Source organism: Pseudoduganella lutea (genome assembly GCF_004209755.1).
In the GTDB taxonomy this organism is placed as follows: Bacteria; Pseudomonadota; Gammaproteobacteria; order Burkholderiales; family Burkholderiaceae_D; genus Rugamonas; species Rugamonas lutea.
Genome location: NZ_CP035913.1, coordinates 4,318,313 through 4,344,660 on the forward strand (window position 1 = coordinate 4,318,313; position 26,348 = coordinate 4,344,660).

Sequence of the window (26,348 nt, forward strand, 5' to 3'; positions counted from 1 at the left end):
TTGTTCCACATTCTCCTTTACCACTCTCTCTCTCAATGAGCCAGCCCATGACCGTGTCCCCGTCTTCGACCTGGTGGCAGGAAGCCATCATTTATCAGGTGTACCCGCGCAGCTACCTTGACACGAATGGTGACGGCGTGGGCGATCTGAACGGCATTACCAATCGCCTCGACTACATCGCGAAGCTGGGGGTGGACATCGTGTGGATCTCGCCCTTCTTCAAGTCGCCGATGAAGGACTTCGGCTACGACATCGCCGATTACTGCGACGTCGATCCGATGTTCGGCACGCTGGCCGATTTCGACCGGCTGATCGCCAAGGCCCATTCCGTGGGCGTGAAGATCATGATCGACCAGGTGATGAGCCATTGCTCGGAACAGCACCCGTGGTTCGTGGAAAGCCGTTCGAGCCGCGACAACCCGAAGGCCGACTGGTTCGTGTGGTCCGATCCGCTGCCGGACGGGAATCCGCCGAACAACTGGCTGTCGATCTTCGGCGGCTCGGCGTGGCAATGGGATGCGCGCCGCAAGCAGTACTACATGCACAATTTCCTGACCAGCCAGCCGGACCTGAACTTCCACAATCCGGAAGTGCAGCAGGCCATGCTGGACAGCCTGCGCTTCTGGCTGCAGCGCGGCGTGGACGGCGTGCGGCTCGACGCGGTCACATTCCACTTCCATGACAAGGAATTGCGCAGCAACGCGCCGGCGACGGTGCGCGACACGGCGACCGTGACGGACGTGAACCCGTACGGCATGCAGGCGCACGTGTACGACAAGTGCCGCCCGGAGAACGTGCCTTTCCTGCGGCGCGTGCGCCAGGTGCTCGATGAATTCGGCGCCGTGTCGATCGGCGAAGTGGGCGCGGACGATGCGCTGGCCTTCATGGCCGAATACACGGCCGGCGGCGACAAGCTGCACATGGCGTATAGCTTCAACCTGCTGACCGAAGACCATTCGGCGCGCCACATCCGCACGCAAGTGGAGGATTTCAAGCGCCGCGTGAAGGATGGCTGGGCTTCCTGGTCGGTGGGCAACCACGACGTGCCGCGCGTGGCCACGCGCTGGGGCAAGGGCAAGGACCCCGTGGCGTTCGGCAAGCTGGCGCTGGCGATGCAGCTGTCGCTGAAGGGCACGCCGTGCCTGTACCAGGGCGACGAGCTGGCGTTCACGGAGGCCGACGTGCCCTATGAACTGATCCAGGACCCGTACGGCATCACGTTCTGGCCCGAGTTCAAGGGCCGCGACGGTTGCCGCACGCCGATCGCCTGGACCGATGGCGAGAATGGCGGCTTCACGACCGGCAAGCCTTGGCTGCCGGTGGCGCCGGAACACATCGCCGCCGCCGCTTCCGTGCAGGAAGCCGATCCGGAATCGCCATTGAACTTTGCGCGCCGCCTGATTGCGTGGCGCCGCACGATGCCGCAGCTCACGCGCGGCGACATCGAATTCCTCGAGGTGCCCGAGCCGGTGCTGGCATTCCGGCGCACGCTGGCCGGCGAGCGTTCCGTGCTGTGCGTGTTCAACCTGGGCGGCGCAGACGTCACGTTCACGCTGCCGCAGGCCAGGGGCGCGCAAAAGATCGGCGAAGCCGGCCTGCCAGGCGATGTCGTCGATGGTGTCGTCACCCTGCCGGCCTGCGGCGGGTGGTACGGGTACGAAGGCTGACGACCAGCCTTGGTGGGGCGGGCGTGCTTTTTCAGCGCGCCCGTTTCAGGTATGCTGCGACCTCGCCCGCATGAGCGAAGCAACAAGTAAAAGAGAGCGAGATGAGACAAGTGGAAGTGGAACAGAAACTGGGACGTGCCGCGTTTGCCGACGGCCCGCGGCTGCTGGCCGACATCGGCGCCACGCATGCGCGCTTTGCGCTGCAGACGGGGCCGGGCGAGTACCAGGCCGTGCGCGTGCTGCAATGCGACGACTATACCGGCATCGTTCCACTGCTGCGCAGCTATCTCGCAGACCATCCGGACATCAACCTGAACCACGGCGCGCTGGCGCTGGCGAACCCGGTGCACGGCGACTACATCCGCATGACGAACCGCGACTGGCAGTTCTCGACGGATGAAGTGCGCCGGGAGCTGGGCCTGCACACGCTGCTGGTGGTGAACGACTTCACCGCGCTGGCGATGGCGATTCCGGGCCTGAAGCCGACGGACCTGATGCAGGTGGGCGGCGGTGCCCCGGCGGCGAACTCCGTGATCGGCGTGCTCGGCCCCGGCACGGGCCTGGGTTGCTCGGGCGTGATCCCCACCGTCGATGGATTCGTCACGCTCGGTTCCGAAGGTGGTCACAACAACTTCGCGCCGGCGGACGAGCGCGAATACGCGATCCTGCAATATGCGTGGCAAACGTGGTCGCACGTGTCGAACGAGCGCCTGATTTCCGGGCCGGGCATGGAAATCATCTACCGCGCGCTGGCACGCCGCAACGGCTTGCACGTGCGCGACCTCACATCGCAGCAGATCATCTCCGGCGCGCTGAAGGACAAGGACGCGCTGTGCATCGAAGTGCTCGAGTGCTTTTCCGCGATGCTGGGTGGCGCGGCCGCGAACCTGGCCGTCACGCTCGGTTCGTTCGGCGGCATCTTCATCGGCGGCGGCATCGTGCCGCGCATGGGCGACTGGTTCCGCACGTCGCCGTTCCGTGCCCGCTTCGAAGCCAAGGGCCGCTTTTCGTCCTACCTGGCCGAGATTCCTACTTACGTGATCACCACGCCAAACCCGGCGTTCTACGGCGTGGCCACGATCCTCTCGGAACACCTGCGCGGGCGCAGCGGCGCCAACACGCTGATGGAGCGCGTGCAGACCCTGCTGCGCGAACTCACGCCGGCCGAGCAGCGCGTGGCGCAGCTGGTGCTGGAACAGCCCCGCCTCGTGCTGAACGAGCCGATCGCCGATATCGCGCGGCTGGCCGAAGTGTCGCAGCCGACCGTGATCCGCTTCTGCCGCTCGCTGGGCTTCACGGGGCTGGCCGACTTCAAGCTGAAGTTCGCCAGCAGCCTGACCGGTGCCATTCCCGTGCGCCACAGCCAGGTGCGCATCAGCGACAGCACGCACGACCTGTCGGCCAAGGTGGTCGACAACACCGTGTCGGCGATCCTGAAGTTCCGCGACCAGCTCGACGTGCGCGCCATCGACCGCGCCATCGCCCTCGTGGCCAAGGCAAAGAAGGTGGAGTTCTACGCGATGGGCAATTCGCGCGTGGTGGGGCTGGACGGGCAGCACAAGTTCTTCCGCTTCCGCATTCCCACGGCTTCCTATGGCGACTCGCATCTGCTGTCGCTGGCGGCCGAACTGCTGCAGCCTGGCGACGTGGTCATCGCCATCTCGAATTCGGGCCGGCTACCGGAACTGCTGGAAGCGGTGGACACGGCGCGCGCGGCCGGCGCCGACGTCATCGCCATCACCACCAGCCAGTCGCCATTGGCCAAGAAGGCCAGCGTGTGCCTGGCCGTGGACCATAGCGAAGACAGCACCACGTTCCTGTCGATGATCTCGCGCATCCTGCAACTGCTGCTGATCGACATCCTCACCGTGGGCATCTCGCTCGACGAGCAGAACAAGTCGCTCGTGCTGGAAGGGAAGGGCGCGGCCAATGGCCAGCGGCTGCAGATCTCGCACCTGGACAGCTGACGTTGCACGCGCCAATGAAAAACGCCGGGTTGCCCCGGCGTTTTTTTTTGCTTCCGCCGCGTTAATAGCGGCGGCGCACGGTCTGGGCCGGCGCCCGGTTCAGCATCCGCGCCTGCACCTTCTTCCAGATGAAACCGGCGATCGCCATCATGATCATCTTGCGCATACATCCTCCTGTCAGCTTGGTTTGTTGTACCACGGCACGACCCAATGCCTGCCGCAGCGATGAGTACACGATACCGTAAATGAAAAATTGCCAGCGCAGCAAAGGATTCCGCTACTGCCCAGCCCGTGTCCACCTTGGGGTCAACCCCATTTGTGGACACGTGCTCATCCGTAGACAAGCCCTTTGTTGTGATTTATGGCCGAGCCTGTGTCCGATTCTGGGCCTGACCCCAGGGTGGACACGGGCGCGGCTGTAAAAATTGTGCTTGCACTGCGGCGCAAAAGGATTAAGATATATCTTATTGCGATATATCTTAAGGAGTTCACATGTTCCACAAGTTCCGACACCATGGCCCGCGCTCGCACGAGCATGCTCATCACCGCGGCGGCCACGGCGGCCCGGCTGGCGCGCAGGGGGCGAGGGGGCCGCGCATGTTCGATGCGGGTGCCATGCGCTATGTCGTGCTGCAACTGATCGCGGAAAAGCCGCGCCATGGCTATGAGATCATCAAGGAGCTGGAAGGGCGCGTGGGTGGCGGCTATGCACCGAGCCCGGGCGCGATCTATCCACTGATGGCCATGCTGTACGACATGGGCCACGTGTCGATCAGCAGCGAAGGCAACAAGAAGCTGCATTCGATCACGCCGGAAGGGCAGGCGTTCCTGGACGAGAACCGGCAGATGGTCGATGCGTTGATGGCGCGGCTGTCCGAGCCCGGCAGTGGGGGGCGCGACAACCTGCGTTCGGTGATGCACGAGCTGAAGCACGTCGTCATCGAGAAGGGCCGCGATCCCGCCGCACCGTCGGCCAGGGGCGAGCAGATCGCGGCGATCCTGCGCCGCGCCGCGGAAGAGATCCGGCAGCTGGCGTAACGTGCCGGGTAATGAAACCGGCGGGCCCGCTGGGCCCGCTGACCGACAGGAAAAATGCACATGACAACATCCCTGACTCCCGCACGCGAACGGCTCGTGCTGTGGCTGCTGGCGCTGACCCAATTCACCGTGATCATGGATTTCATGGTGATGATGCCGCTGGCGCCGCAGCTGATGACGGCGTTCGCGATCAGCCCGGCACAGTTTTCCGGCGCCGTGTCCACGTATGCATGGTGCGCCGGCCTGTCCGGCCTGCTGGCCGCCACGTACATCGACCGCTTCGACCGCAAGCGCATGCTGCTCGCGGTATTCCTGCTGTTCAACGTGTCGAACCTGGCGTGCGCGCTGGCGCCGAACTTCCACGTGCTGGTGCTGTCGCGCGCATTTGCCGGCTTGACCGGCGGCGTGCTGGGCGCGATCGGCATGGCGATCATTGGCGATCTCATCGCGCCGCAGCGGCGTGGCTATGCGACCGGCATCGTGATGACGTCGTTCTCGATGGCGGCGATCCTCGGCGTGCCGCTGGGCGTTGGCCTGGCCGCGCGCTTCGGCTGGCAGTCGCCGTTCTACCTGCTGGTGGTGTTCTCGATGGCGATCTGGTGTCTCGCCGCGTTCGTGTTGCCGTCGCTGCCGGCGCAGCTGGACCGGAAGACACCGCTGGCCCGGGCGGTGCCCGACCTGGTGGCGCTGTTCCGCGTGCCGGAACACCTGCGGGCCTTCCTGCTGACGTTCGTGACGATGTTGAACGGCATGCTGGTGATCCCCTTCATTTCGCCGGTCCTGGTGGGCAACCTGGGCGTGCGTCCCGGCGACATCACGTGGATCTACATGGCGGGTGGCGTTGCGGCGTTCTTCAGCTCGCGCTTCGTCGGGACATGGTCCGACCGCGCCGGCCGGCACAAGGTATTCCGCCTGTTCGTGCTGTTCTCCATCGTGCCGATCCTGGCGGTGACGCACCTGCCCCAGCTGCCGCTGCTTGCGCTGGTCTGCCTGTTTCCGTTCTTCATGGTGACGATGAATGGCCGCAACGTGCCGCTGCAGGCCCTGATGACGACGGTACCCGATCCGCGGCAGCGTGGCGCCTTCCTCAGCGCGAACGCGGCCGTGCAGCAGGTCGGCACCGGCCTCGGGGCATTGCTGGGCGGGCTGTGGCTGCGCACGGACGCGGCGGGCCACATCAGCGGCTACGGCCTGAATGGCTGGCTCGCCGCCGGGCTGTCGCTGTTCACGTGGTGGTGGGTGGCCAAGGTGCAGGAAGTGCCGGCACCCGCGGCGCTCAGGAGCCCTGCCTGACGACGAGGTCGAGCAGGCGTTGCGCCTGCTTCAGCACGGGCGATGCGATCTTGTCGCGGTCGATGTCGCCGAACGTGCCGTCGCGCACGTGCAGCCCGTCCGCGGCCAGCAGCGACAGGCGCACGTTGCCCAGCACCGGTGGCGCGGCGCGGTGTTTCACCAGCCCCTTCGCCGCCAGCGGAATCGCGGCATGCACGAGCAGCTTGCCCTGCTGGGCAATATCCTCGGGCGTTCCCTCGAAGACCGCGACACGGCCGGTATGGTGGATATAGCGCACGCTGCCATCGGCATAGGCGGCCAGGACGTCGAGCCCGCCCTCGAGCGGCACTTCCACGACCACGCCCAGCAGTTCGCGCGACGCCACCGGCTGGCCGGCAACGCGCAGCCATTGCCATGCCAGCAGCCGCACGCGGCTTTCCTCGGCGGGATCTTCGCCGATCGTCTGCACCACGCGCGGATCGGGTGCGGCGCCGAACAGTGACGCAGGCTCGGGCCCCTGTTGCACCAGCTGCGCATCGTCGCAGAACAGCAGCTGGTACATCAGGTTCAGTTCTTCCTGCTTGTAGGGCAGGGCGGCGGCCGCGGGCCGGGATGCGTGACGCCGCGACGACAGCGCGGCAATGAGTTTCTTGAACATGTCGTCATTGTACTGGTTCAGCGCTATCGAGATGCCAGCCACGCAGGCCTTCCATCGCCACCGCGTTGCGCCAGGCCGGCCGTGCGCTGACCAGCCGCGCCAGGCGGTCGAGTTCCGGCCATTCGGTAGCGGGTTTGGGCATCGCGCGCGACCAGCGCATGTACATGCACAGCTGGTAGTCGGCGATGCTGAAGCGCTCGCCCAGCAGGTAGGGACCGTGCGCCTGCAGGTGCGAGGCAATGCGCTCGAAGCCCGCCTCGAGCGTGCGGCGGACCGGCGCGCGGCTGTTTTCGTCATGCGCTTCCAGGCCCAGGTCGCGCGGATAGAACCATAGCCGGAACGGGCCGCCCAGCGACGTGGCCAGTGCCACCGTCCATTGCAGCCATTCGGCCCGGCCGGGCGTTCCCGGTGCCGGCGCGAGGTTCGCTTCGGGGTGGCGTTCGGCCAGCAGGATCAGCAGGGCCGCCGACTCGCGGTGCGCCAGGCCATCGATGACCAGCGTGGGAACGGTGCCTTGCGGATTCAGGCGCAGGTAGTCGTCGGTACGCGGCACGTTCAGATCGACGTTGACGAGCTCGTGTGCCGCGCCGCTTTCATGGATCGCGGCGTGCACGGCCAGGCTGGCCGCGCCGGGGGAATAGAACAGTTTGTACATCGCCTCGGGTTCTCCTTTGTTTTCCATTGTTCCCGCAATTTCCCATCCTGCCGCTTACTCGGGCCGACGGGGAGCGCTGTCGGGACCCGCACGGTCCATTGGCTTCTTTTCGCTGCGCCAGCGGGCGAGCGGCAGCAGGGTGTCATCGTCGTCGACGAGGATGTCGCCATCGGCCGCGCCAACGAGGAAGCTTTCCCACGTGACGACGGCTTCCGGCCGGTTTTCGACAAAGCTGAGCTGGTGATACTGCTTGCCATCCACCGTGCGCAAGGCCGGATCGAACGGGATCACGGCGCCGCGCACCGTGCCGTTCGAGCCGGATTCGATCTGCCTTGCCCACGCCTGCAGTTCGGGGAGCGCCATCAGGCGCGCCACCGCCTGGTCGCGGCCCAGCGCCTGCCGCTGCCCGGCGGGCGCCACCGTGGTGGCGGGAACCGTGGCCGCATTGGGGACGGAACCCGCGGCAGAACTGGCGATGGAACCCGCGGCGGTGCCCGGCCTCGCCGGCGCGGTGCCCGGTCCCACGTGCTGCGGATACAGGTACCACGCTCCGAACACGGCGGCCAGCAAGCCAGCCAGCGTGCCGGCCACGGCGGGGAGGTGGGAGGATTTGCTCATGCGGCGTGCTTTCATGTTCATGTTGCGAACATGGTAATCGAAAGCTCCCGTGCGTGGCGGTCGCTTATCCGGTCACGTATCCTTCTTGGGCGGGAACCAGGATTCCCAGGTTTCCTTGATGCTGGCGCGAACGGTGGCCAGCGCGTCCGGGTCGCCCTTGAGCAGCGCCTTGAAGTAGGCGGCGGCCTGCTTGGCCGGCACGTCGGGCGGCAGCGGCGGCACGTTCGGATCCGTCACCATCTCCAGCACACAGGGGCGATCCGACGCCAGCGCCGCTTCCCAGCCGGCGGCCACCGCGTCCGCGCTGTCGATCCGGATGCCTTTCAGGCCCACCAGTTCCGCATATTGCGCGTAAGGGAAGTCCGGCATCACCTGCGAGGCTTCGAACTTGGGGTTGGCGCCCATCACGCGCTCTTCCCAGGTGACGAGGTTCAGGTCCTGGTTGTTGAGTACCATGACGACGAGTTTGCCGTTGCCCCAGCGCTGCCAGTACTTGGCGATGGTGATCAGGCCATTGATGCCGTTCATCTGCATCGCGCCATCGCCCACCAGCGCGATCACGTGGCGATCGGGATGCGCGAACTTGGCGGCGATCGCATAGGGCACCGCGCAACCCATCGTGGACAGGCCGCCCGATACGCTCGTCATCATGCCGCGCCGTATCTTGACGTCGCGCGCATACCAGTTGGTGGCCGAGCCGGAATCGCCGACGACGATGCAGTTGTCCGGCAGCCGCGGTGACAGTTCCCAGAACACCCGCTGCGGATTGATCGGGTTGGCGTCGTTCATGGCGCGGCCTTCGAGCACCCGCCACCAGCGCTCCACGTTGGCGCGGATATCGTCCTGCCATTGCCGGTCGGCCTTGCGCTGCAGGAGGGGAATCAGTGCGCGCAGGGTTTCGCGCGAATCGCCGATCAGGTTGAATTCCATCGGGTAGCGCACGCTGGCGCGGCGCGCATCGATGTCGATCTGCACGCCGCGTGCCTGGCCTTCCTTCGGCAGGTGCTCGCTGTACGGGAAGTTCGAGCCCACCATCAGCAGCGTGTCGCAGTCGTTCATCATGTCGTGGCTGGGCTTGGTGCCGAGCAGGCCGATGGTGCCGGTGACGAACGGCAGGTCGTCCGGCACCGCCGCCTTGCCCAGCAGCGCCTTGGCGATGCCGGCACCGAGGATCTCGGCCACTTCGATCAGTTCATCGGTCGCGTGCAGGGCGCCGGCACCCGCGAGGATCGCGACCTTCTTTCCTTCATTGAGGATGCGCGCGGCCTGCTGCAAGGCATCGAGCGGCGGCACGTGGCTGCGCGTGAGCGCGCCGATGCCGGACACCACGGTGCCATGCTCGCGCGGCGGCTTCGGTACCGCTTCGAGTTCCTGCACGTCGTTCGGAAAGATGAGGCACGTGACGGCGCGTTCTTCCTTGGCGATGCGGAAGGCGCGGTCGATCAGGTGGCGCACCTGGGCCGGATCGGTGGCCATGTGCACGTATTCGTGCGCCACGTCCTTGAACAGCGTCTGCAGGTCGACTTCCTGCTGGTAGTCGCTGCCCATCGACATGCGCTTCTGCTGGCCCACGATCGCCACCACGCCCTGGTGATCGAGCTTGGCGTCATACAGGCCGTTGAGCAGATGCACCGCGCCAGGGCCGGAGGTGGCGAGACAGACGCCCACCTCACCCGTGAATTTCGCGTGCGCGGTGGCCATGAAGGCGGCCATCTCCTCGTGGCGCACCTGGATGAATTCGATCTGCTCCTGCCGCCCGAAAGCGCCCATGATGCCGTTGATGCCATCGCCGGGGTAGCCGTACACGCGGCGCACGCCCCATTCGCCCAGCCGTTGCAGCAAGAAGTCGCCTACCGTATCTGCCATGGTGCTCTCGCTCGATTAGTCAAGCGGAAATGATAGGTTGGCCGACAAACGGCAGGCGCACGCAAGCGGTGCAGTGCAGCATCCTGGCTCCTTCCAGGGTTGTCTGCGAGCTCTCCTTTAGGACGGAAATGCGTGATTTGATGCGGCGCAAAAGCATGTTGGGCGGGGCGCTGAAAACGTTGTTCACGTGGGACGGTGCGCTTAAAAAAACGGCAGAGAGATCAAAAACCGGGTGTATATTGAATGCACAACAACCACGGAACAGGAGACGCAAGATGGATATGGAACCGGACGACCGCACCGGGCGCTATGTTGGCTTCGGTATCAGCCTGGGTGCAGCGATCGGCTGCGCGATCGGTGTTGCAATGGGTAATTTCGCGATGGGCATCGGCCTCGGTGTCGGCGTCGGCAGCGCCGTCGGAGCCGGCCTCGCGCGACGGCGACCCTGATCGGCCTCTTGCAAAGTAATCACGGCTGCCTCGGCAGCCGTTGTTGTTTCCGCAGTCCAAAACTGGGGACGTACCCCTGTTTAGAGGAAACATCTCGAGAGAAACCGGGGAAGAAAACTGGGGACGTACCCCTGTTTAGAGGAAACATCCCGCGAGCTTACCCTAGTCGGTGCGCCAGCAGTCTTGCCTGGAAACAGGGGTACGTCCCCAGTTTGTTGGCCAGGCAATAAAAAAGGCTGCTTCCGAAGAAGCAGCCTTTCCAGGTGCAGCTGGCCGGAGCCGGCTTTACCGCATGATTACATCATGCCGTCCATGCCGCCCATGCCACCCATACCGCCCATGCCACCCATGCCGCCGGCTGGCTTGTCTTCCACCACTTCAGCCACCATGCAGTCGGTCGTCAGCATCAGGCCGGCGATCGATGCGGCGTTCTGCAGTGCCGAACGGGTCACCTTGGCCGGATCCAGCACGCCCATTTCGACCATGTCGCCGTAGGTGCCGTTGGCGGCGTTGTAGCCGTAGTTGCCGGTACCGCCCAGGACGGCGTTGACGACCACCGACGATTCTTCGCCGGCGTTCTGCACGATCATGCGCAGCGGCTCTTCCATCGCGCGCAGCACGATCTTGATGCCGGCTTCCTGGTCAGGGTTGTCGCCCTTCACGGTCAACGCAGCGCGGGCACGCAGCAGGGCCACGCCGCCGCCAGGAACGATGCCTTCTTCCACGGCAGCGCGGGTGGCGTGCAGTGCATCTTCCACGCGGGCTTTCTTTTCCTTCATTTCGACTTCGGTGGCAGCGCCAACCTTGATCACGGCAACGCCGCCGGCCAGCTTGGCCACGCGCTCTTGCAGTTTTTCACGGTCGTAGTCCGAGGTGGCTTCCTCGATCTGTGCGCGGATCTGGCGAACGCGACCTTCGATGCCAGCGGCTTCGCCGGCGCCGTCGATGACGATCGTGTTTTCCTTGCCCACCTCGATGCGCTTGGCCTGGCCCAGTTCTGCCAGCGTGACTTTTTCCAGCGTCAGGCCGACTTCTTCAGCCACCACCTGGCCGCCGGTCAGCACGGCGATGTCTTCCAGCATGGCCTTGCGGCGGTCGCCGAAGCCAGGAGCCTTCACTGCGCAGGTCTTCAGGATGCCGCGGATGTTGTTGACCACCAGGGTCGCCAGCGCTTCGCCTTCGATGTCTTCGGCGATGATCAGCAGCGGACGGCCGGCTTTCGCCACTTGCTCCAGTACCGGCAGCAGGTCGCGGATGTTCGAGATCTTCTTGTCGAACAGCAGGACGAACGGGTTTTCCAGGACAGCGACCTGCTTTTCCTGGTTGTTGATGAAGTAAGGGGACAGGTAGCCGCGGTCGAACTGCATGCCTTCCACGATGTCCAGCTCGTCGTTCAGCGACTTGCCGTCTTCCACGGTGATGACGCCTTCCTTGCCCACTTTTTCCATCGCTTCAGCGATGCGCTCGCCGATCGAGTAGTCCGAGTTCGCAGAGATCGCGCCAACCTGGGCGATTTCCTTCGACGTGGTGCATGGCTTGGCGATCTTCGTCAGTTCTTCGACGGTGGCGGCCACGGCCTTGTCGATACCGCGCTTCAGGTCCATCGGGTTCATGCCGGCGGCAACGAACTTCATGCCTTCGCGCACGATGGCTTGTGCCAGCACGGTCGCGGTGGTGGTGCCGTCGCCGGCGTTGTCGGAAGTCTTGGATGCGACTTCCTTCACCATCTGCGCGCCCATGTTCTGCAGCTTGTCCTTCAGTTCGATTTCCTTGGCGACCGAGACACCGTCCTTGGTCACGGTCGGGGCGCCGAACGAGCGCTCCAGCACCACGTTTCGGCCTTTCGGGCCCAGGGTGACCTTGACCGCGTTGGCCAGGATGTTGATGCCTTCAACCATTTTGGCGCGCGCTGCGTCGCCGAAAATCACTTCTTTAGCTGCCATGTTCGAATTCTCCAGAATCTAGGTAAGGGGTCGGCCGATTACTTGTTGACGATGGCCAGGATGTCTTCTTCGCGCATCACCAGCAGCTCTTCGCCGTCAACCTTGACAGCTTGGCCCGAGTATTTGCCGAACAGAACGCGATCGCCAACTTTGACTTCCAGTGCGCGCAGCGTGCCATTGTCGGCAACCTTGCCGTTGCCCACTGCCAGTACTTCACCCTGGTCCGGCTTTTCGGCGGCGGCATCAGGGATGATCAGACCGGATGCGGTCTTGGTTTCCTGGTCCAGGCGTTTGACGATGACGCGATCGTGCAAGGGGCGAAGGTTCATACAAAACTCCTTATGTGTACAGTGAGGTTGATTCGTTGTTAGCACTCTCGACTAACGAGTGCCAACGATTATAGGGATGGTCACAGGTGATTTCAAGAGGATTCATATTGGAAAAATGTCTAAGGCCTCTCCGGAGGGCTCAAGCGCGCGCCGGAGAAGCCCGGTTTGTGTTTTGACAAAGCCGCGGCGGAGGTGCACACTGTCCATTCGCATTCGGAAGCAATCATCAAACACTGCAACAACATTGTTGAGCGGAGGCTGCGATGTTCCAGACGAAATTCCCAAGAGACTTGCATGCGCCCGGGTGGGTGCGTGTCGCGCTCAATGTTGCCGCCGGCGCGGCGTTGGGTGTACTGGCCGGGGCAGCATTGCTGCTGGCGGTGGGTGCCATCACCTGAACACCGATTTCCTGAACTTCCCCTGGGCTGTCTTCCATGCCGCCTCGTGGCGGCATGTCGTCATGCATCTTGTTAAGACGCATTCTCATCAAGACGCATTCCATTAAGATTATATTAAGTATATAAGTCAGCCGATTCGGTTGACCGTGTCATCGTGCCGTCCTATAGTGACGGGATGATTGCAGACTTCCAAGAACTTTCCGACAAGATCGAGCAGTTGGCCGAGATGACGCAGGCATTGCGCCGTGAAAACGCGCAACTGCGCCAGGCCAATGCCGCCATGGTCGCCGAAAACCTCGGCCACCAGAAGCGCCTGGCCGAAGCGCATGCGCGGGTGTCGGCTTTGCTGGAACATATTCCACCGCTGGAAACGGCCACCCCTGAAAACGAGGACATCCCGTCATGAGCAATGTGGACGTCATCATCCTGGGTTCGTCGTACCGCCTCGTCTGCAAGGAAGGCGAGGAGCGCGCGTTGCGCGAAGCCGCGGCATTGCTGGACAAGAAAATGACCGCCATCCGCGATACCGGCAAGGTCAAGGGCAACGACCGCATCGCCGTGATGGCCGCGCTGTCGATGGCGGCCGAATTCCTGACGGCGAAAGCGCCGGCCGGACCGCTGTCCGAGATTTCCCTGCTCGAGGTGCAGCACAAGATCGCCGCGATGCACCGGGTGCTCGACAGTGCGCTGACCCCGCAAGAAAATCTCTTCTGACGCACGATAAGACTTTCCCTTATCAGGATTGAGGAGTAAACTCCGTGTCACCCTGCGGTGTTCGAGAAGTGCCATATATTCCTTGAACCATTTACACGCATAGGTCGCGGAACATTGTTTGGCGGGTGTGAGCGTCGCTAGTCCGATGAACCCGAAGTTGAACTGACTGTGACCGCCTTGAACCGTAAGGTTCAGGATGCCGGCATGACGGCACAGGCGGGGCCCTATTCAGTGAGAGCGGTTGCATGCATCGAAAGATGCGCAACCGCTTTTTTTATGCCCTGGTTTTTCATGTCCATCATTGTTACGTCCGGAGGAGCGCGATGGCAAAACGGTACTGGTTGATGAAGTCCGAACCCGATGATGTGAGTTTCGACGACGTGCTGTCGGCCAAGGACCAGACCACGTCATGGTATGGCGTGCGCAACTACCAGGCCCGCAACTTCATCCGCGATGGCATGGCGGTTGGCGATGGCGTGCTGTTCTACCACTCCAGCTGCGCGGTGCCCGGTATCGCCGGCATCGCCGAAATCGCCAGCGCGCCGTACCCGGATGCCACGCAGTTCGACGTGGAGAGCCCGTATTACGACGCCAAGGCCACGCGGGAAAATCCCCGCTGGACCGGCATCGACGTGAAGGCCGTGAAGAAGGGGCGCTACCTGGAGTTGAAGGAATTGCGCAGCCACCCGGCGCTGGAAAACATGCGCCTGCTGGCCAAGGGCAGCAGGCTGTCCGTGATGCCGGTGGAGCCCGAAGAGTGGCGCTTCATCCTGAAGCTGATCGGCTGATCGGCGGACTGGCTGAACGCGCAGGCGCTTGGCCCGCGCGTGCCAGCCTCCCGCAGCCGCCTTATCCGGCTGCCTGTGCGGCCGTCGGTGCCACGCCGTAGACTTTGCGCCGGTACGACCACACGAGCATCGCGATGGCCGCCATGATCATCGGCAGCGACAGCACCTGGCCCGACGTGATGGGCAGGCCCAGTACCGTGGTTTCCCAGTCCGGCGTGCGGAAGTATTCGGTGAAGAAGCGCGCGCAGCCATACAGCAGCGTGTACATGGCACCCACCGCGAGGCGCGGGCGGGCATGGCGGGCATAGGGCCACAGGATCGCAAAGACCAGCAAGCCGTCGACCAGCATCTGGTAGAGCGGCGACGGATGGCGCAGGCCTTCCAGGAATACCGGGTCCGGCAGCAGCGGGAAATGCAGGTCCGGCCACTGCATGGCCCACGGCAGCGAAGGATCGCTCACCACCCGGCCGGGCAGTTCGGCGTTGATGAAGTTGCCGAGACGCCCGGCCGCGTACCCGAGCGGTACCATCGGCGCGATGAAGTCATACACGTCCAGCAGGTTGCGCTTTGCCTTGCGCGACCAGAACCACATCGCGATCAGCACGCCGATGAACCCGCCATGGAAGCTCATGCCGCCACGCCAGACCTTGAAGATCTCCAGCGGCGTGGCGAACAAGTGCGGCTGATAGAAGATCACTTCGCCGAGCCGGCCGCCGAGCACCACGCCCAGCATGCCATAGAACAGCATGTCGTCCAGGTCCTGGTTCTTCCAGCCTAATGCGGCGATGTGCGGCTGCCTGATCCGTACGCGACCCAGCGCGATGAACAGCGCGAACGCCAGCACGTACATCAGGCCATACCAGTGGATCGCCACCGGGCCGACATGCAGGGCGACGGGATCGGGCATCGGGTGAATCAGCATTCAGAGTCTCTTTCTCATCAAGTCCAGGAAGCCCTTGAGAACGGGGGAAGTATTGTCGCGGCGCCAGGCCAGGCCCGTTTCCACGAGCGGCGTGGCCTGCGCCAGCGGGCGGTATTCTACCCCCGGGCGGCGCAGGTTGGAGACCGATTGTGGCACAAGTGCGATGCCCATGCCGGCCGACACCAGGCTCACGATCGTCTGCATCTGGATCGCTTCCTGCCCGATCACGGGTGTGATGCCGGCGGCGCGGAACACGGCCAGGATCGCGTCGTACAGGCTCGGAGATATCGCGCGCGGAAAGATGATCAAAGGCAGGGGTGGCAGCGTGCGCAGGCTGGCTTCATGCTTGCCGCGCAGCTCCGGCAGGTTGGCTGGCGACGCGAGGATCAGCGGCTCGTTCAGCACCGGCAGGTAATCCAGTTCGGCCTTTGCTTTTTCCGGCAGTGGCGGGATCAGCAAGCCCGCATCGACGCGGCCATGCAGCAGTTCTTCCAGCTGCAGGTCGGAGGTGGCTTCCTGCAGCGTGATCCGCACCTGCGGAAAGGCGGCACGGTAGGCGCGCAGCGAAGGCGGCAGCACGCTGTAGTCGGCCGACGACACGAATGCCAGCACCAGCTTGCCCGTAGCGCCCGATGCGGCCCGCTGCACGAGACCCGGCAGCTCGCCGGCCTGCGCGATCAGCCGGCGCGCCTCGGGCAACAGGGCTTCGCCGGCCGCGGTCAGTGCCACGCCGCGGCGGTTACGGTCGAACAGCAGGGCGCCCAGCGTGTCTTCCAGCGCGAGGATCGTTTGCGACAGCGGCGGTTGCGTCATGTGCAGGCGCTTCGCGGCGCGGCCGAAATGAAGCTCTTCGGCGACTGTGACGAAGTAGCGCAGCTGGCGGAGTTCAACGTTCATTGGCGGGTCTGTGAGAGTTCATGTGAATCACAGCGCATTAAATCATATATTTGACAACTGATGGCAACGGGCGCAAGCTGATGTCCTTTACGCGTTACCACGCATCACTGAACAAGTCTGAGGAGACATCGTCATGCCAACCTACCGTTCATATACCACCACCCAGGGCCGCAACATGGCGGGCGCACGCGCGCTGTGGCGCGCCACCGGCATGAAGGATGGCGATTTCTCCAAGCCGATCATTGCCGTCGTCAACTCGTTCACGCAGTTCGTGCCGGGCCACGTGCACCTGAAGGACCTGGGCCAGATGGTGGCCCGCGAAATCGAGGCATCCGGCGGCGTGGCCAAGGAATTCAACACGATCGCCGTCGACGACGGCATCGCGATGGGCCATGGCGGCATGCTGTACTCGCTGCCGTCGCGCGACCTGATCGCCGACTCCGTCGAATACATGGTCAACGCGCACTGCGCCGACGCGATGGTGTGCATCTCGAACTGCGACAAGATCACCCCGGGCATGCTGATGGCCGCGATGCGCCTGAATATCCCGACCATCTTCGTGTCCGGCGGGCCGATGGAAGCGGGCAAGGTGATCAAGGTCGTCAACAACGACAGGAAGATCATCAAGCTGGACCTCGTGGATGCGATGATCAAGGCCGGCGACGCCACCGTGTCCGATGCGGACGTGGCGGAAATCGAGCGCTCCGCCTGCCCGACCTGCGGCTCCTGCTCCGGCATGTTCACGGCGAACTCGATGAACTGCCTGACCGAGGCGCTGGGCCTGTCGCTGCCGGGTAACGGCACCATCCTGGCCACGCACTCGGACCGGAAGGAACTGTTCCTGCGCGCCGGCCGCATGATCGTCGAGATCACCAAGCGCCACTACGAGCAGGACGACTACTCGGTCCTGCCGCGCAATATCGCCAGCAAGGCCGCATGGGAAAACGCCATGGCGCTGGACGTGTCGATGGGCGGCTCCACCAACACCGTGCTGCACCTGCTGGCCGCCGCGCACGAAGCGGAAGTGTCGTTCACGATGGCCGACATCGACCGCATCTCGCGCAACGTGCCATGCCTGTGCAAGGTCGCGCCGATGACGGACAAGTACCACATCGAGGACGTGCACCGCGCCGGCGGCATCATTGCGATCCTGGGCGAGCTGGCGCGTGCCGGCCTGCTCGATACATCGCTGCCGACCGTGCACTCGAAAACGCTGGGCGAGGCGATCGAGAAATACGACATCAAGCGCAGCGATGACCAGGCGGTACATCAATTGTTCCGCGCCGCGCCGGGCGGCGTGCCCACGCAGACGGCGTTCTCGCAATCGGAACGCTTCGAGGCCAACGACCTCGATCGCACGGCCGGCTGCATCCGCGACCGCGAGCACGCCTATTCGCAGGATGGCGGCCTGGCCGTCCTGTACGGCAATATCGCCGAGAAGGGCTGCATCGTGAAGACGGCCGGCGTCGATGAAAGCATCCTGAAATTCTCCGGCAAGGCGCGCGTGTTCGAAAGCCAGGACGCGGCGGTGGAAGGCATCCTCGGCGATACCGTGCACGCGGGCGACGTGGTCATCATCCGCTACGAAGGCCCGAAGGGCGGCCCGGGCATGCAGGAAATGCTGTACCCCACGTCGTACATCAAGTCGAAGGGCCTCGGCAAGGCGTGCGCACTGTTCACGGACGGCCGCTTCTCCGGCGGTTCCTCCGGCCTCGTGATCGGCCATGCTTCGCCGGAAGCGGCCGAAGGCGGCGCGATCGGCCTGGTGGAAGAGGGCGACATGATCGACATCGACATCCCGAACCGCACGATCAACCTGCGCGTGACGACCGAGGAACTGGCGCACCGCCGCGCCAAGATGGAAGACCTGGGCGCCGCCGCATGGCATCCGGTCAACCGCGAGCGCGCTGTCTCGCAGGCGCTGCGCGCCTACGCCGCGCTGACCACCTCCGCCGACCGCGGCGCCGTGCGCGACCTGTCGCAGCTGAAGCGGTAACAGCAACGGCCGGGCTCGTGTCCACCTTGGGGTCAACCCCAAAATCGGACACGAGCCCGACAATTATCCGGATGAGCTCGTGTCCGAAAAAAGGCCTGACCCCAAGGTGGACACGAACTCAACTGCACTAGATTACTTTTTCCTCGATGCGCCGAAGCGATCGGTGACCCGGTCCTTGCGTCGCTTCGCATCCACGTCGTGCGCCTTGCGTTTGTCCAGCCCCAGCATCGGTTCGACGAACTCGAACCAGACGAAGGCGGCCACCATCGATCCCGCGATCCACCACCACGACAGGTCGGCAAAGCGCCATACTTCGAAAAAGCGCAGTATGCAAAGTGCAAGGATGGCAAGGATGATCGGCATGGCGGGCTCCGGTAAGCTGTCCATGGTACTTACAAAATTTACGTATTGCAACAATTGGAGGTCAACGGACTGCCCGGGCGCCCCGTTGTGTCGATAGACGCTATACGTACCCCGCCATACGTACTCGCTGATGCGAAACGCGTTAGAATCACCGCGGGTTTAATGTAGAGAAATCGTTGGAGAAATCGATGAAACGTTTCGTGATGGGTGCAATGGTAGTGGGCGCGGCGTTCGTGTCGCAGTCAGCAATGGCGAGCGCCGATCTGGCGAAGGCAAAGAACTGCATGGCTTGCCACGCTGTTGCGAACAAGCTGGTGGGACCGGCCTACAAGGACGTGGCCGCCAAATATGCGGGCCAGAAGGATGCCGAAGCCAAGCTGGTGGGTAAGGTAATCAAGGGCGGCGTGGGCACGTGGGGCGCGATCCCGATGCCGGCCAACCCGCAGGTGAGCGAAGCGGATGCGAAAACGCTCGTCAAATGGATCCTGGCGCAGAAGTAATCTTCCGCGCCATGTAGAAAAACCGGGCAACGCCCGGTTTTTTATTGCCGCGCATTATTGCCGCGCATTATTCCCACATATCGTTGCTGTTTACTTCACGACTTCGATCAGCGTCTTCTTCCCGCCACGGAACGTGAACAGCGTCAACGCGCCATCCTTGATGTCGCCAAAAGCATCGAACGCGATCGTGCCGGTGATGCCGGGGTAGCTGACTTTCGCCAGGCTCGGCAGGTACTTCTTCGGATCGGCCGATTTGGCCGTCGCCATGGCGGTTGCCATCGCCATCACCGCGTCATACGAATACGGCGCGTAGATCTGCAACTCCTGCCCGTAGCGTTTCCTGTAGCGGCCGGCGAATTCCTCCATCTTCTTTTGCTGTACAGGCGTCACGCCGCCGGCTTCGGCGCACACGATCGCATCGTCGCCGGCCGTGGGGCCGGCCAGTTTCGGCATCGCTTCCGTGCAGATGCCGTCGCCGCCCATCAGCTTCGTCCTGATGCCGAGCGCCTTCATCTGGCGCAGCAGCGGGCCGCCCACCGAGTCCATGCCGCCGAAGAACACCAGGTCCGGGTTTTTCGACCGGATGCTGGTGAGGATGGCGTTGAAGTCGGTGGCCTTGTCGGTGGTGAACTGCTTGTCGACGATCTGCGCGCCTTTCGCGGCCTTGACGAACTCGGTCGCCACGCCCATGCCATAGGCGGTGCGGTCGTCGATCACGGCGATCCGCTTCGCGCCCAGCTTCTGCACCGCGTACTTGCCCAGCGTGCCGCCCAGCTTCAGGTCGTTGGCAACGACACGGAAGGTGGTGTTGAACTTCTGGCGCGTATAGACGGGGCTGGTGGCCGAGGCGGAAATCTGCGGGATCCCCGCGTTGTAGTAGATGCGCGAGGCGGGGATCGACGTGCCCGAGGTCTGGTGGCCGATCACGCCGTTGACCTTCTGGTCCGCCAGCTTCTGGGCGGCGGCCGTGGCCTGCTTCGGTTCGGCGCCATCATCCTCGGCCATCAGCACGAACTTGACGGGCTTGCCGTCGATCTTGAAACCCTTGGCGTTCAAGTCTTCCACGGCCAGGCGCGCGCCATTCGACGTATCCGTGCCCAGGTGCGCGGACTGGCCCGACAGCGGGCCCACGTAGCCGATCTTGACCACTTCCTGCGCCATCGCGCCGCCGGTGGCAAGCAGCGTGGCGCCGATGGCGAGGGAAATCAGCTTCTGTTGCATATGCGTTTTACTCCAATACTTATGCGACCACCTCATAAGGGTCGCTGAAAAAACAAAAGGCCGCCCATGATGGACGGCCACTCGGGTGTCTCCCGTTTTTTGTCCTTGTTACCTGACGACTTCCATCCGCGTCTTCTTGCCGCCCGTGTAGGTGAACAGCGTCAGCGAGCCATCGTTGATGTCGCCGAACTGGTCGAACGTGATCAGTCCCGTCACGCCCTGGTACTTCACCTTCTTCAGGAACGGCAGGTATTTCTTCGGATCGCTCGAGCCGGCATCCTGCATCGCCTGGGCCAGCGTCATCACCGAATCGTACACGTACGGCGCATACAGCTGCACTTCCTGGTTGTATGCCTTCTTGTAGCGGGCGCGGAAGTCGTCCATGTTCTTCTGCAGTTCGGGTGGCACGCCGCCCGCTTCGGCGCAGGTCACCACGCCATCGGCCGCGGCGGTGCCGGCCAGGCGCGGCAGCGCATCCGTGCACACGCCGTCGCCGCCCATGAATTTCGCCTTGATGCCCAGCGCCTTCATCTGGCGCAGCAGCGGGCCGCCCACCGCATCCATGCCGCCGAAGAACACCAGGTCCGGATTCTTCGCCTTGATGCTGGTGAGGATCGCGTTGAAGTCGGTGGCCTTGTCGTTCGTGAACTGCTTGTCGACGATCTGCGCGCCCTTGGCACCCTTGATGAACTCGGTCGCCACGCCCATGCCGTAAGCGGTGCGGTCATCGATCACGGCGATCTTCTTCGCGCCCAGCTTGTCGACGGCGTACTTGCCCAGCGTGCCGCCCAGCTTGGCGTCGTTGGCGACCACGCGGAACGTGGTGTTGAACTTCTGCTTGGTATAGACGGGATTCGTGGAGGCCGGCGAAACCTGCGGGATACCGGCATTGTAATAGATGCGCGACGCCGGCACCGTGGTGCCCGAATTCAGGTGGCCGACCACGCCGTTGACCTTGGCATCGACCAGCTTCTGGGCCACGGTGGTGCCCTGTTTCGGATCGGCGCCGTCGTCTTCCAGCACGAGCACGAACTTCACGGGCTTGCCACCGATCTTGATGCCCTTGGCATTCAGGTCGCTGATGGCCATGTTGGCGCCATTCTCGTTGTCCTTGCCCAGGTGGGACTGGGCGCCGGAGACCGGACCCACGTGGCCGATCTTGACGATCTCCTGGGCGCCGGCCGATACCGTGGCGCCAGCGCCGAAGGCGAGGGCAATGGCAACTGCGATGAATTTCGTCTGCATACTCGTCTCTCCAATGAAAGTAATGGATGCCTCGTGGGCATCATCTTGCGTGAAGGTACAACAAATTTTTCGATTGGCAAAGGCGCAAATGCCGATTGTTGCCGCATGCACCGGCAGGGGGCGCGGATGCACCGGCCGGGGTCGCGCTTTTTACTCCCTGCTCACCCTTTCGGTGCCCGCCGCCTGGCAAGTTCGTCCTGCACGGCGGCACTGACCACTTTCGTGACCGAGTCGCCAAGGCCGGCCCTGAGGTCGGCGGCCAGGTGCCGCAGAAGCTGTTCGACGCGCTCGGTCACCAGCGCGTCGACACGGGGCATCAGCTGCTCCAGGATGCGTTCGGTGATCGCGTGTTCGAGTGCTGTGAAGTCGGGGGCGGCCTGTTCGACGGGCTCAATGGGCTCAACGGGCTCGACATGTTCGATGGGCGCCACAGTGATCGGCGGTTCATCCGGTTCGTCCGCTTCGGCAGGCACGACCAGGTCGATGTGCGGAGCCGGTGCGGTCTCGATGACAGGTACAGGCGCGGTTATCGCTGTCCCGGTGCGCCAGACGGCCGGCTTCATCACCGCGGACGCGGCAGCAGGGGCGGGAGCGGGCACGGCGTCAGGCAACGCAACCTCCTGCAGCACTTCGGTGAGTACGGGAATGCCGGCATCGAATGGGGCTGATGTGCTCATGCTGCCTGCCTGTGATGCGTGCTCATGATTTACCCACGCTGAGGTGCTCCGGCTTGAAATCCTGACGCTTGTAGGCAACGAAACGGATGCGGCCCGCGGCTGCATCGGCCTCTTCCGTGGACACCACTTCGATCAGGCGGGGAAAGGCCTCGAACTGCGCCGGCGCGCGCTGCGCCAGGTTGATCAGCAGGTCGGCCTGCGGCAGCTCCACGTCGTCGCTGTCGGCCAGCACGATCGGCGTATCCGGCGCCAGCGGGTCGTTCGCATGCACGTGCGGCAGGAAATCGACATCCGACACGGCCCACAGCGCCGCATCGAAGCGGGCCAGCTGGTCGCTGTCTTCCGTCATCACGACGATGCGGTTCTTTGCACCCGACGTGCTTGCAGCATTGTAGGCCTTGCGCACCAGGCGGCACGCGTAGGCGATCTTGTCGGGAACGTTGGTGTGAAAATCGATGCGGGTCATGGGCGCTATTGTAGCGCGGCGGGAAATGCAAACCCAGAAGCAAAACCTGGGGTCAGACCCAGGTCTGACCCCGGCATGTGCCGTTGGGGTGAAAGCAGGCGCGAAAACCAATGGGATGGACGCCCCCACCCTAAAACGGCATCAATGTGCCAAAGTGGAGTTGTCGAGAAACCACTTAACTAGAGGGGGGCGTCACCATGAAGATTACGGTATGCGGTGTTGATTTGGCAAAGGAAGTTTTCCAATTCCACGGTGTGAATGCGGCTGGCAAGGTGGAGAAGCGTATCCAGCTGAGGCGTGGCAAGGTAATGGAATTTTTCGCCAACATGGCACCGTGCCTGATCGGGATGGAGGCATGTGGGAGCGCGCATTACTGGGCGCGGCAGTTACAAAGCCTGGGGCACACGGTCAAGCTGATAGCTCCGCAGTTCGTCAAGCCGTACGTGAAGACCAACAAGCACGATGCAGCAGATGCAGAAGCGATCTGCGAAGCAGTACAACGACCAAGCATGCGTTTCGTGCCGATCAAGAATATCGAACAGCAGGCGATCCTTGCTGTCCACACGGCCCGGGCAGGATTCGTCAAGCAGCGCACGGCGCAGGCTAATCAGATTCGCGGGCTATTGGCGGAGTTTGGATTGATCGTGCCAAAGGGCCTGGCCCTGCTTAAGGAGCGGGTGCCGACATTGCTCGATGAAGCGAAGGATGAACTGCCCGGCGCGTTCCGCCAGACCATCCTCGAACTTCTTGATCACTTGAACGTATTGGACAAGCGAGTTAAGCAATTCGAGCTGGAGATCCAGAATTGGCATCGCTCGAATTCGATGTCTCAGCGACTAGAGAAGATACCGGGCATTGGTCCGATTACAGCGAGCGCATTGGTGGCAGCGATCGGTAACGCCAAGCACTTCGCCAACGGCCGACAGCTCGCTGCATGGCTTGGCCTGGTGCCGAAACAGCATTCAACGGGCGGCCGAACCAACCTTCTTGGCATCAGCAAACGAGGCGATACGTATCTGCGCACGTTGCTCATTCATGGCGCCCGAGCAGTAATCCGGCACGCAGCCAACAAGATCAAGCAAGACTGGCTTCATTCGCTACTTAGCCGGCGACACAAGAATATCGCTGCCGTGGCCTTGGCCAACAAAAATGCAAGAACAGTGTGGGCGTTGTTAGCACATGACAGAGAGTTCCGAGCCGATTACGCTGCCGCGTAATCGACCCGGTTAAGGGTCCCTTGTCGAAGGGAGGCAAACAGTTTTTGGAAGCAGTGCCGGTACATTCCACCGATTGCACAAGCGATCAAGCAGTGATGGCAAACCAGGTAAGACCGTGGTTGGCTAAGCCCGTCTGTCACCAAGCACTTCGAGTGCGTTAAACCGCCGGGGCGTCGACCAGCAAATCCGATCAGGGACAGTGGCATCGGCCACATCAAAGTCCGAATGTACGGGTGCAATCTTTACCTAAAGCCGTCATGAAAAGAAAGCTTGGCATACCGGGGGCGTCCATGTACGGTGACAGGCACCAATTAACGGGAAACATTCCAAAAAAACCGGTGTCTGTCACCGGTTTTGATGGAACATTCTCGCGGGATTCAAGCGGCCATGCCGCTGTGCCGGAGCAGCGCGTCGATCTGCGGCTCGCGGCCACGGAAGGCCGTGAACGATTCCAGCGCCGGCCGCGAGCCGCCGACGGACAGGATCTCGTGCAGGAACTTGCGGCCCGTATCGACCACGCGCTCGTCGGCGCCTTCCAGGCCGGCTGCTTCCTCGAACGCCGCGTAGGCATCGGCGGACAGCACCTCGGCCCACTTGTAGCTGTAGTAGCCGGCCGCGTAGCCGCCGGCGAAGATGTGGCCGAACGCGTTCTGGAAGCGGTTGAACGCCGGCGGGATGATGACCGCGAAGCGCTTGCGCACGTCGTCGATCACGTCCTGCACCGACTTGCCTGAATCGGCCTGGTAGTCGTAGTGCAAATGCATGTCCAGCAGCGAGAACTCCACCTGGCGCAGCGTCTGCAGGCCGGACTGGAAGTTCTTCGCGGCCAGCATCTTGTCGTATAGCGCGCGCGGCAGCGGCTCGCCCGTCTTCACGTGCGCCGTCATGTGCGACAGCACGTTCCACTCCCAGCAGAAGTTTTCCATGAACTGCGACGGCAGTTCCACCGCATCCCACTCCACGCCGGCAATGCCGGAGACGCCCAGCTCCTCGACCACCGTCAGCATGTGGTGCAGGCCGTGGCCGAATTCATGGAACAGCGTGATCACTTCATCGTGCGTGAACAGCGAAGGCTGCACCTTGCCGTCGATGACGGCCGGCTCGGTGAAGTTGCAGGTGAGGTAGGCGATCGGCGTCTGCAAGCGGCCCGCTTCCACGCGGCGGCTGCGGGCATCGTCCATCCACGCGCCGGGTCGCTTGCCGGGGCGCGCGTACAGGTCCAGGTAGAACTGGCCCACCAGTTCGCCGTCGCGCTCGATGCGATAGAAACGCACGTCCTTGTGCCACACCGGCGCTTCGTCCGGCAGGATCGAGACGTCGAACAGGTTCTGCACCAGCTTGAACAGGCCGTCGATCACCTGATTCTCGGGGAAGTACTGCTTCACTTCCTGCGCGGAGAACGCGTAGCGGTGCTGCTGCAGTTTTTCGGAAGCGTAGGGCAGGTCCCACGCATTCAGTTCGGTCAGGCCCAGATATTCGGCTGCGAACGTGCGCAGCTCTTCCAGATCTTTTTCGGCATAGGGGCGGGCCCGCTTCGCCAGGTCTTCGAGGAAGCCGATCACCTGCTCGGGGCTCTGCGCCATCTTCGGCACCAGCGATACCTCGGCAAAGTTCTTGTAGCCCAGCAGTTGCGCCTCTTCCGACCGCAGCTTCAGCAGCTTGACGATGTTGGCGCTGTTGTCCCACTTCTCGCGCTCGCTGAACACGTCGCCCAGCTCGGAAGCCTTCGTAGCGTTGGCGCGGTACACCTTCTCGCGCAGCGCGCGGCTGTCGGCGAATTGCAGGACCGGGTAATAGGAAGGGAAGTGCAGCGTGAATTGCCAGCCCTGTTTGCCATCTTTCTCGGCAAGGGCTTTCGCCGCCTGTTTCACGTCGTCCGGCAGGCCGGCCAGCTCGGCCTCGTCCTCGATCAGCAGCTTCCAGTCGTTGGTGGCGTCCAGCACGTTTTCCGAGAAGCGGGTCGACGTGGCGGCATGCTCTTCCTGGATTTGCGCGAAGCGTTCCTTCTGCTCGGCGGGCAGCTCGGCGCCGCCCATGCGGAAGTCGCGGATCGCGTTCTCGACGATGCGCTTGCGCGCCGGCGTCAGCGTAGCGAATTCCGGCGACGCCTGCAGTGCCTTGTACTTGGCGAACAGCGCCTCGTTCTGGCCCAGCTCGGTCCAGAACTCGGTCACCTTCGGCTGGTTTTCGTTATAGGCCGCACGCAGCTCGGGCGTGTCGGCCACGCTGTTCAGGTGACCAACGATGCCCCATGCCCGGCCCAGCAGCTCGGTGGCGCTTTCCAGCGGCGTCACGAAGTTCTGCCACGTCACCGTGTCCGCGGGCGCTTCCAGCTGCGCCACCACGTCACGGTTCTTCGCCAGCAGCTCGTCGATGGCCGGCGTCACGTGTTCCGGCCGGATCGCGTCGAAACGCGGCAGGCCGCCAAAGTCCAGCAGGGGGTTGTCAGTCGTCATCGTCTATTCCTATGGTTGGCCGAAAG

The 26,348-nt window shown here is 63.3% G+C and carries 26 protein-coding genes and 1 other RNA gene; 13 read left to right on the plus strand and 14 right to left on the minus strand.

What is annotated here, in order from left to right; translation table 11 throughout:
- Positions 1-47: 47 nt before the first annotated feature.
- The 4 genes from EWM63_RS18285 (at position 48) to EWM63_RS18300 (ending at position 5,965) form a co-directional block, all read left to right on the plus strand.
- The gene (locus tag EWM63_RS18285; RefSeq protein ID WP_371861100.1) at positions 48-1,667 is read left to right on the plus strand and encodes an alpha-glucosidase family protein; all 1,620 of its coding nucleotides are present in this window, start codon (positions 48-50) and stop codon (positions 1,665-1,667) included.
- A gap of 101 nt (positions 1,668-1,768) precedes the next feature.
- The gene (locus EWM63_RS18290) at positions 1,769-3,634 is read left to right on the plus strand and encodes a glucokinase (protein ID WP_130187811.1); all 1,866 of its coding nucleotides are present in this window, start codon (positions 1,769-1,771) and stop codon (positions 3,632-3,634) included.
- Between the two features lie 492 nt (positions 3,635-4,126).
- Positions 4,127-4,672, plus strand: coding sequence for a PadR family transcriptional regulator (locus EWM63_RS18295; RefSeq protein WP_130187812.1), 546 nt, complete (start codon positions 4,127-4,129; stop codon positions 4,670-4,672).
- A 60-nt stretch (positions 4,673-4,732) separates the two neighbouring features.
- Positions 4,733-5,965 (plus strand): MFS transporter, encoded by a 1,233-nt coding sequence (locus EWM63_RS18300; protein WP_130187813.1) that lies wholly within the window; start codon positions 4,733-4,735, stop codon positions 5,963-5,965.
- Here EWM63_RS18300 and EWM63_RS18305 read toward each other — a convergent pair.
- The 4 genes from EWM63_RS18305 to EWM63_RS18320 all read right to left on the minus strand — a co-directional run bounded on the left by EWM63_RS18305 (position 5,949) and on the right by EWM63_RS18320 (position 9,741).
- Entirely contained in the window at positions 5,949-6,644 is a 696-nt protein-coding gene (locus tag EWM63_RS18305; protein ID WP_165390862.1) for a hypothetical protein, read from the minus strand. The genes EWM63_RS18300 and EWM63_RS18305 overlap by 17 nt on opposite strands.
- The gene (locus tag EWM63_RS18310; protein ID WP_130187815.1) at positions 6,607-7,257 is read right to left on the minus strand and encodes a glutathione S-transferase family protein; all 651 of its coding nucleotides are present in this window, start codon (positions 7,255-7,257) and stop codon (positions 6,607-6,609) included. Before EWM63_RS18310 ends, EWM63_RS18305 begins: the two co-directional genes overlap by 38 nt.
- 54 nt (positions 7,258-7,311) lie before the next feature.
- A complete protein-coding gene (locus tag EWM63_RS32430; RefSeq protein WP_229487370.1) occupies positions 7,312-7,875 on the minus strand; it encodes a hypothetical protein in 564 nt (187 codons plus the stop codon).
- Between the two features lie 72 nt (positions 7,876-7,947).
- The gene (locus EWM63_RS18320) at positions 7,948-9,741 is read right to left on the minus strand and encodes a thiamine pyrophosphate-requiring protein (RefSeq protein WP_130187816.1); all 1,794 of its coding nucleotides are present in this window, start codon (positions 9,739-9,741) and stop codon (positions 7,948-7,950) included.
- Between the two features lie 128 nt (positions 9,742-9,869).
- On the opposite strand from EWM63_RS18320, the gene EWM63_RS18325 reads away from it, so the two are divergent.
- Positions 9,870-10,190, plus strand: a complete 321-nt coding sequence (locus EWM63_RS18325; protein WP_130187817.1) for a glycine zipper domain-containing protein — start codon at positions 9,870-9,872, stop codon at positions 10,188-10,190.
- Between the two features lie 296 nt (positions 10,191-10,486).
- Here EWM63_RS18325 and groL read toward each other — a convergent pair whose 3' ends face one another.
- Both groL and groES read right to left on the minus strand, forming a co-directional pair.
- Positions 10,487-12,133, minus strand: coding sequence for a chaperonin GroEL (gene groL, locus EWM63_RS18330; protein ID WP_130187818.1), 1,647 nt, complete (start codon positions 12,131-12,133; stop codon positions 10,487-10,489).
- Between the two features lie 38 nt (positions 12,134-12,171).
- Positions 12,172-12,462: a co-chaperone GroES gene (gene groES / locus EWM63_RS18335; protein ID WP_130187819.1), complete on the minus strand. Its 291-nt coding sequence runs from the start codon at positions 12,460-12,462 to the stop codon at positions 12,172-12,174.
- 263 nt (positions 12,463-12,725) lie between these two features.
- On the opposite strand from groES, the gene EWM63_RS32845 reads away from it, so the two are divergent.
- The 5 genes from EWM63_RS32845 to EWM63_RS18355 all read left to right on the plus strand — a co-directional run bounded on the left by EWM63_RS32845 (position 12,726) and on the right by EWM63_RS18355 (position 14,362).
- The gene (locus EWM63_RS32845) at positions 12,726-12,860 is read left to right on the plus strand and encodes a hypothetical protein (protein WP_259772485.1); all 135 of its coding nucleotides are present in this window, start codon (positions 12,726-12,728) and stop codon (positions 12,858-12,860) included.
- Positions 12,861-13,035: 175 nt separating this feature from the next.
- Positions 13,036-13,266 (plus strand): hypothetical protein, encoded by a 231-nt coding sequence (locus EWM63_RS18340; RefSeq protein WP_130187820.1) that lies wholly within the window; start codon positions 13,036-13,038, stop codon positions 13,264-13,266.
- A complete protein-coding gene (locus EWM63_RS18345; protein WP_130187821.1) occupies positions 13,263-13,574 on the plus strand; it encodes a cell division protein ZapA in 312 nt (103 codons plus the stop codon). The genes EWM63_RS18340 and EWM63_RS18345 overlap by 4 nt, the downstream gene beginning before the upstream one ends.
- Positions 13,575-13,620: 46 nt before the next feature.
- Positions 13,621-13,801, plus strand: a non-coding RNA gene (ssrS, locus tag EWM63_RS18350) — 6S RNA.
- A 96-nt stretch (positions 13,802-13,897) separates the two neighbouring features.
- Positions 13,898-14,362: an EVE domain-containing protein gene (locus EWM63_RS18355; RefSeq protein WP_130187822.1), complete on the plus strand. Its 465-nt coding sequence runs from the start codon at positions 13,898-13,900 to the stop codon at positions 14,360-14,362.
- Between the two features lie 61 nt (positions 14,363-14,423).
- Here the strand turns inward: EWM63_RS18355 and lgt are convergent, their stop codons facing one another.
- Together lgt and EWM63_RS18365 are read right to left on the minus strand one after the other, a co-directional pair.
- Positions 14,424-15,284, minus strand: coding sequence for a prolipoprotein diacylglyceryl transferase (gene lgt / locus EWM63_RS18360; RefSeq protein WP_130187823.1), 861 nt, complete (start codon positions 15,282-15,284; stop codon positions 14,424-14,426).
- Positions 15,285-16,181 carry a LysR family transcriptional regulator gene (locus tag EWM63_RS18365; RefSeq protein WP_130187824.1) on the minus strand — a complete coding sequence of 299 codons (897 nt, stop codon included), beginning with the start codon at positions 16,179-16,181 and terminating at the stop codon, positions 15,285-15,287.
- Positions 16,182-16,314: 133 nt separating this feature from the next.
- Between EWM63_RS18365 and ilvD the strand changes: the two genes are divergently transcribed.
- Positions 16,315-18,177, plus strand: coding sequence for a dihydroxy-acid dehydratase (gene ilvD, locus EWM63_RS18370; RefSeq protein ID WP_130187825.1), 1,863 nt, complete (start codon positions 16,315-16,317; stop codon positions 18,175-18,177).
- Positions 18,178-18,309: 132 nt separating this feature from the next.
- Here ilvD and EWM63_RS18375 read toward each other — a convergent pair whose 3' ends face one another.
- Entirely contained in the window at positions 18,310-18,540 is a 231-nt protein-coding gene (locus EWM63_RS18375) for a TIGR04438 family Trp-rich protein (protein WP_130187826.1), read from the minus strand.
- Between the two features lie 188 nt (positions 18,541-18,728).
- Here EWM63_RS18375 and EWM63_RS18380 point away from each other — a divergent pair, with 188 nt between their 5' ends.
- A complete protein-coding gene (locus tag EWM63_RS18380) occupies positions 18,729-19,040 on the plus strand; it encodes a c-type cytochrome (protein WP_130187827.1) in 312 nt (103 codons plus the stop codon).
- Positions 19,041-19,130: 90 nt separating this feature from the next.
- Here the strand turns inward: EWM63_RS18380 and EWM63_RS18385 are convergent, their stop codons facing one another.
- From EWM63_RS18385 to EWM63_RS18400, 4 genes are all read right to left on the minus strand, one after another.
- Entirely contained in the window at positions 19,131-20,261 is a 1,131-nt protein-coding gene (locus EWM63_RS18385; protein WP_130187828.1) for a branched-chain amino acid ABC transporter substrate-binding protein, read from the minus strand.
- Positions 20,262-20,369: 108 nt separating this feature from the next.
- Positions 20,370-21,506, minus strand: a complete 1,137-nt coding sequence (locus tag EWM63_RS18390; RefSeq protein ID WP_130187829.1) for a branched-chain amino acid ABC transporter substrate-binding protein — start codon at positions 21,504-21,506, stop codon at positions 20,370-20,372.
- Positions 21,507-21,667: 161 nt separating this feature from the next.
- Complete coding sequence (locus tag EWM63_RS18395) at positions 21,668-22,183, minus strand: hypothetical protein (RefSeq protein WP_130187830.1); 516 nt, start codon at positions 22,181-22,183, stop codon at positions 21,668-21,670.
- Between the two features lie 22 nt (positions 22,184-22,205).
- Complete coding sequence (locus tag EWM63_RS18400; protein WP_130187831.1) at positions 22,206-22,649, minus strand: DNA polymerase III subunit chi; 444 nt, start codon at positions 22,647-22,649, stop codon at positions 22,206-22,208.
- 197 nt (positions 22,650-22,846) lie between these two features.
- Between EWM63_RS18400 and EWM63_RS18405 the strand changes: the two genes are divergently transcribed.
- The gene (locus EWM63_RS18405) at positions 22,847-23,866 is read left to right on the plus strand and encodes an IS110 family RNA-guided transposase (protein WP_130187832.1); all 1,020 of its coding nucleotides are present in this window, start codon (positions 22,847-22,849) and stop codon (positions 23,864-23,866) included.
- Between the two features lie 377 nt (positions 23,867-24,243).
- Here EWM63_RS18405 and EWM63_RS18410 read toward each other — a convergent pair whose 3' ends face one another.
- Positions 24,244-26,322: a M3 family metallopeptidase gene (locus EWM63_RS18410; protein ID WP_130187833.1), complete on the minus strand. Its 2,079-nt coding sequence runs from the start codon at positions 26,320-26,322 to the stop codon at positions 24,244-24,246.
- Positions 26,323-26,348 lie beyond the last annotated feature (26 nt).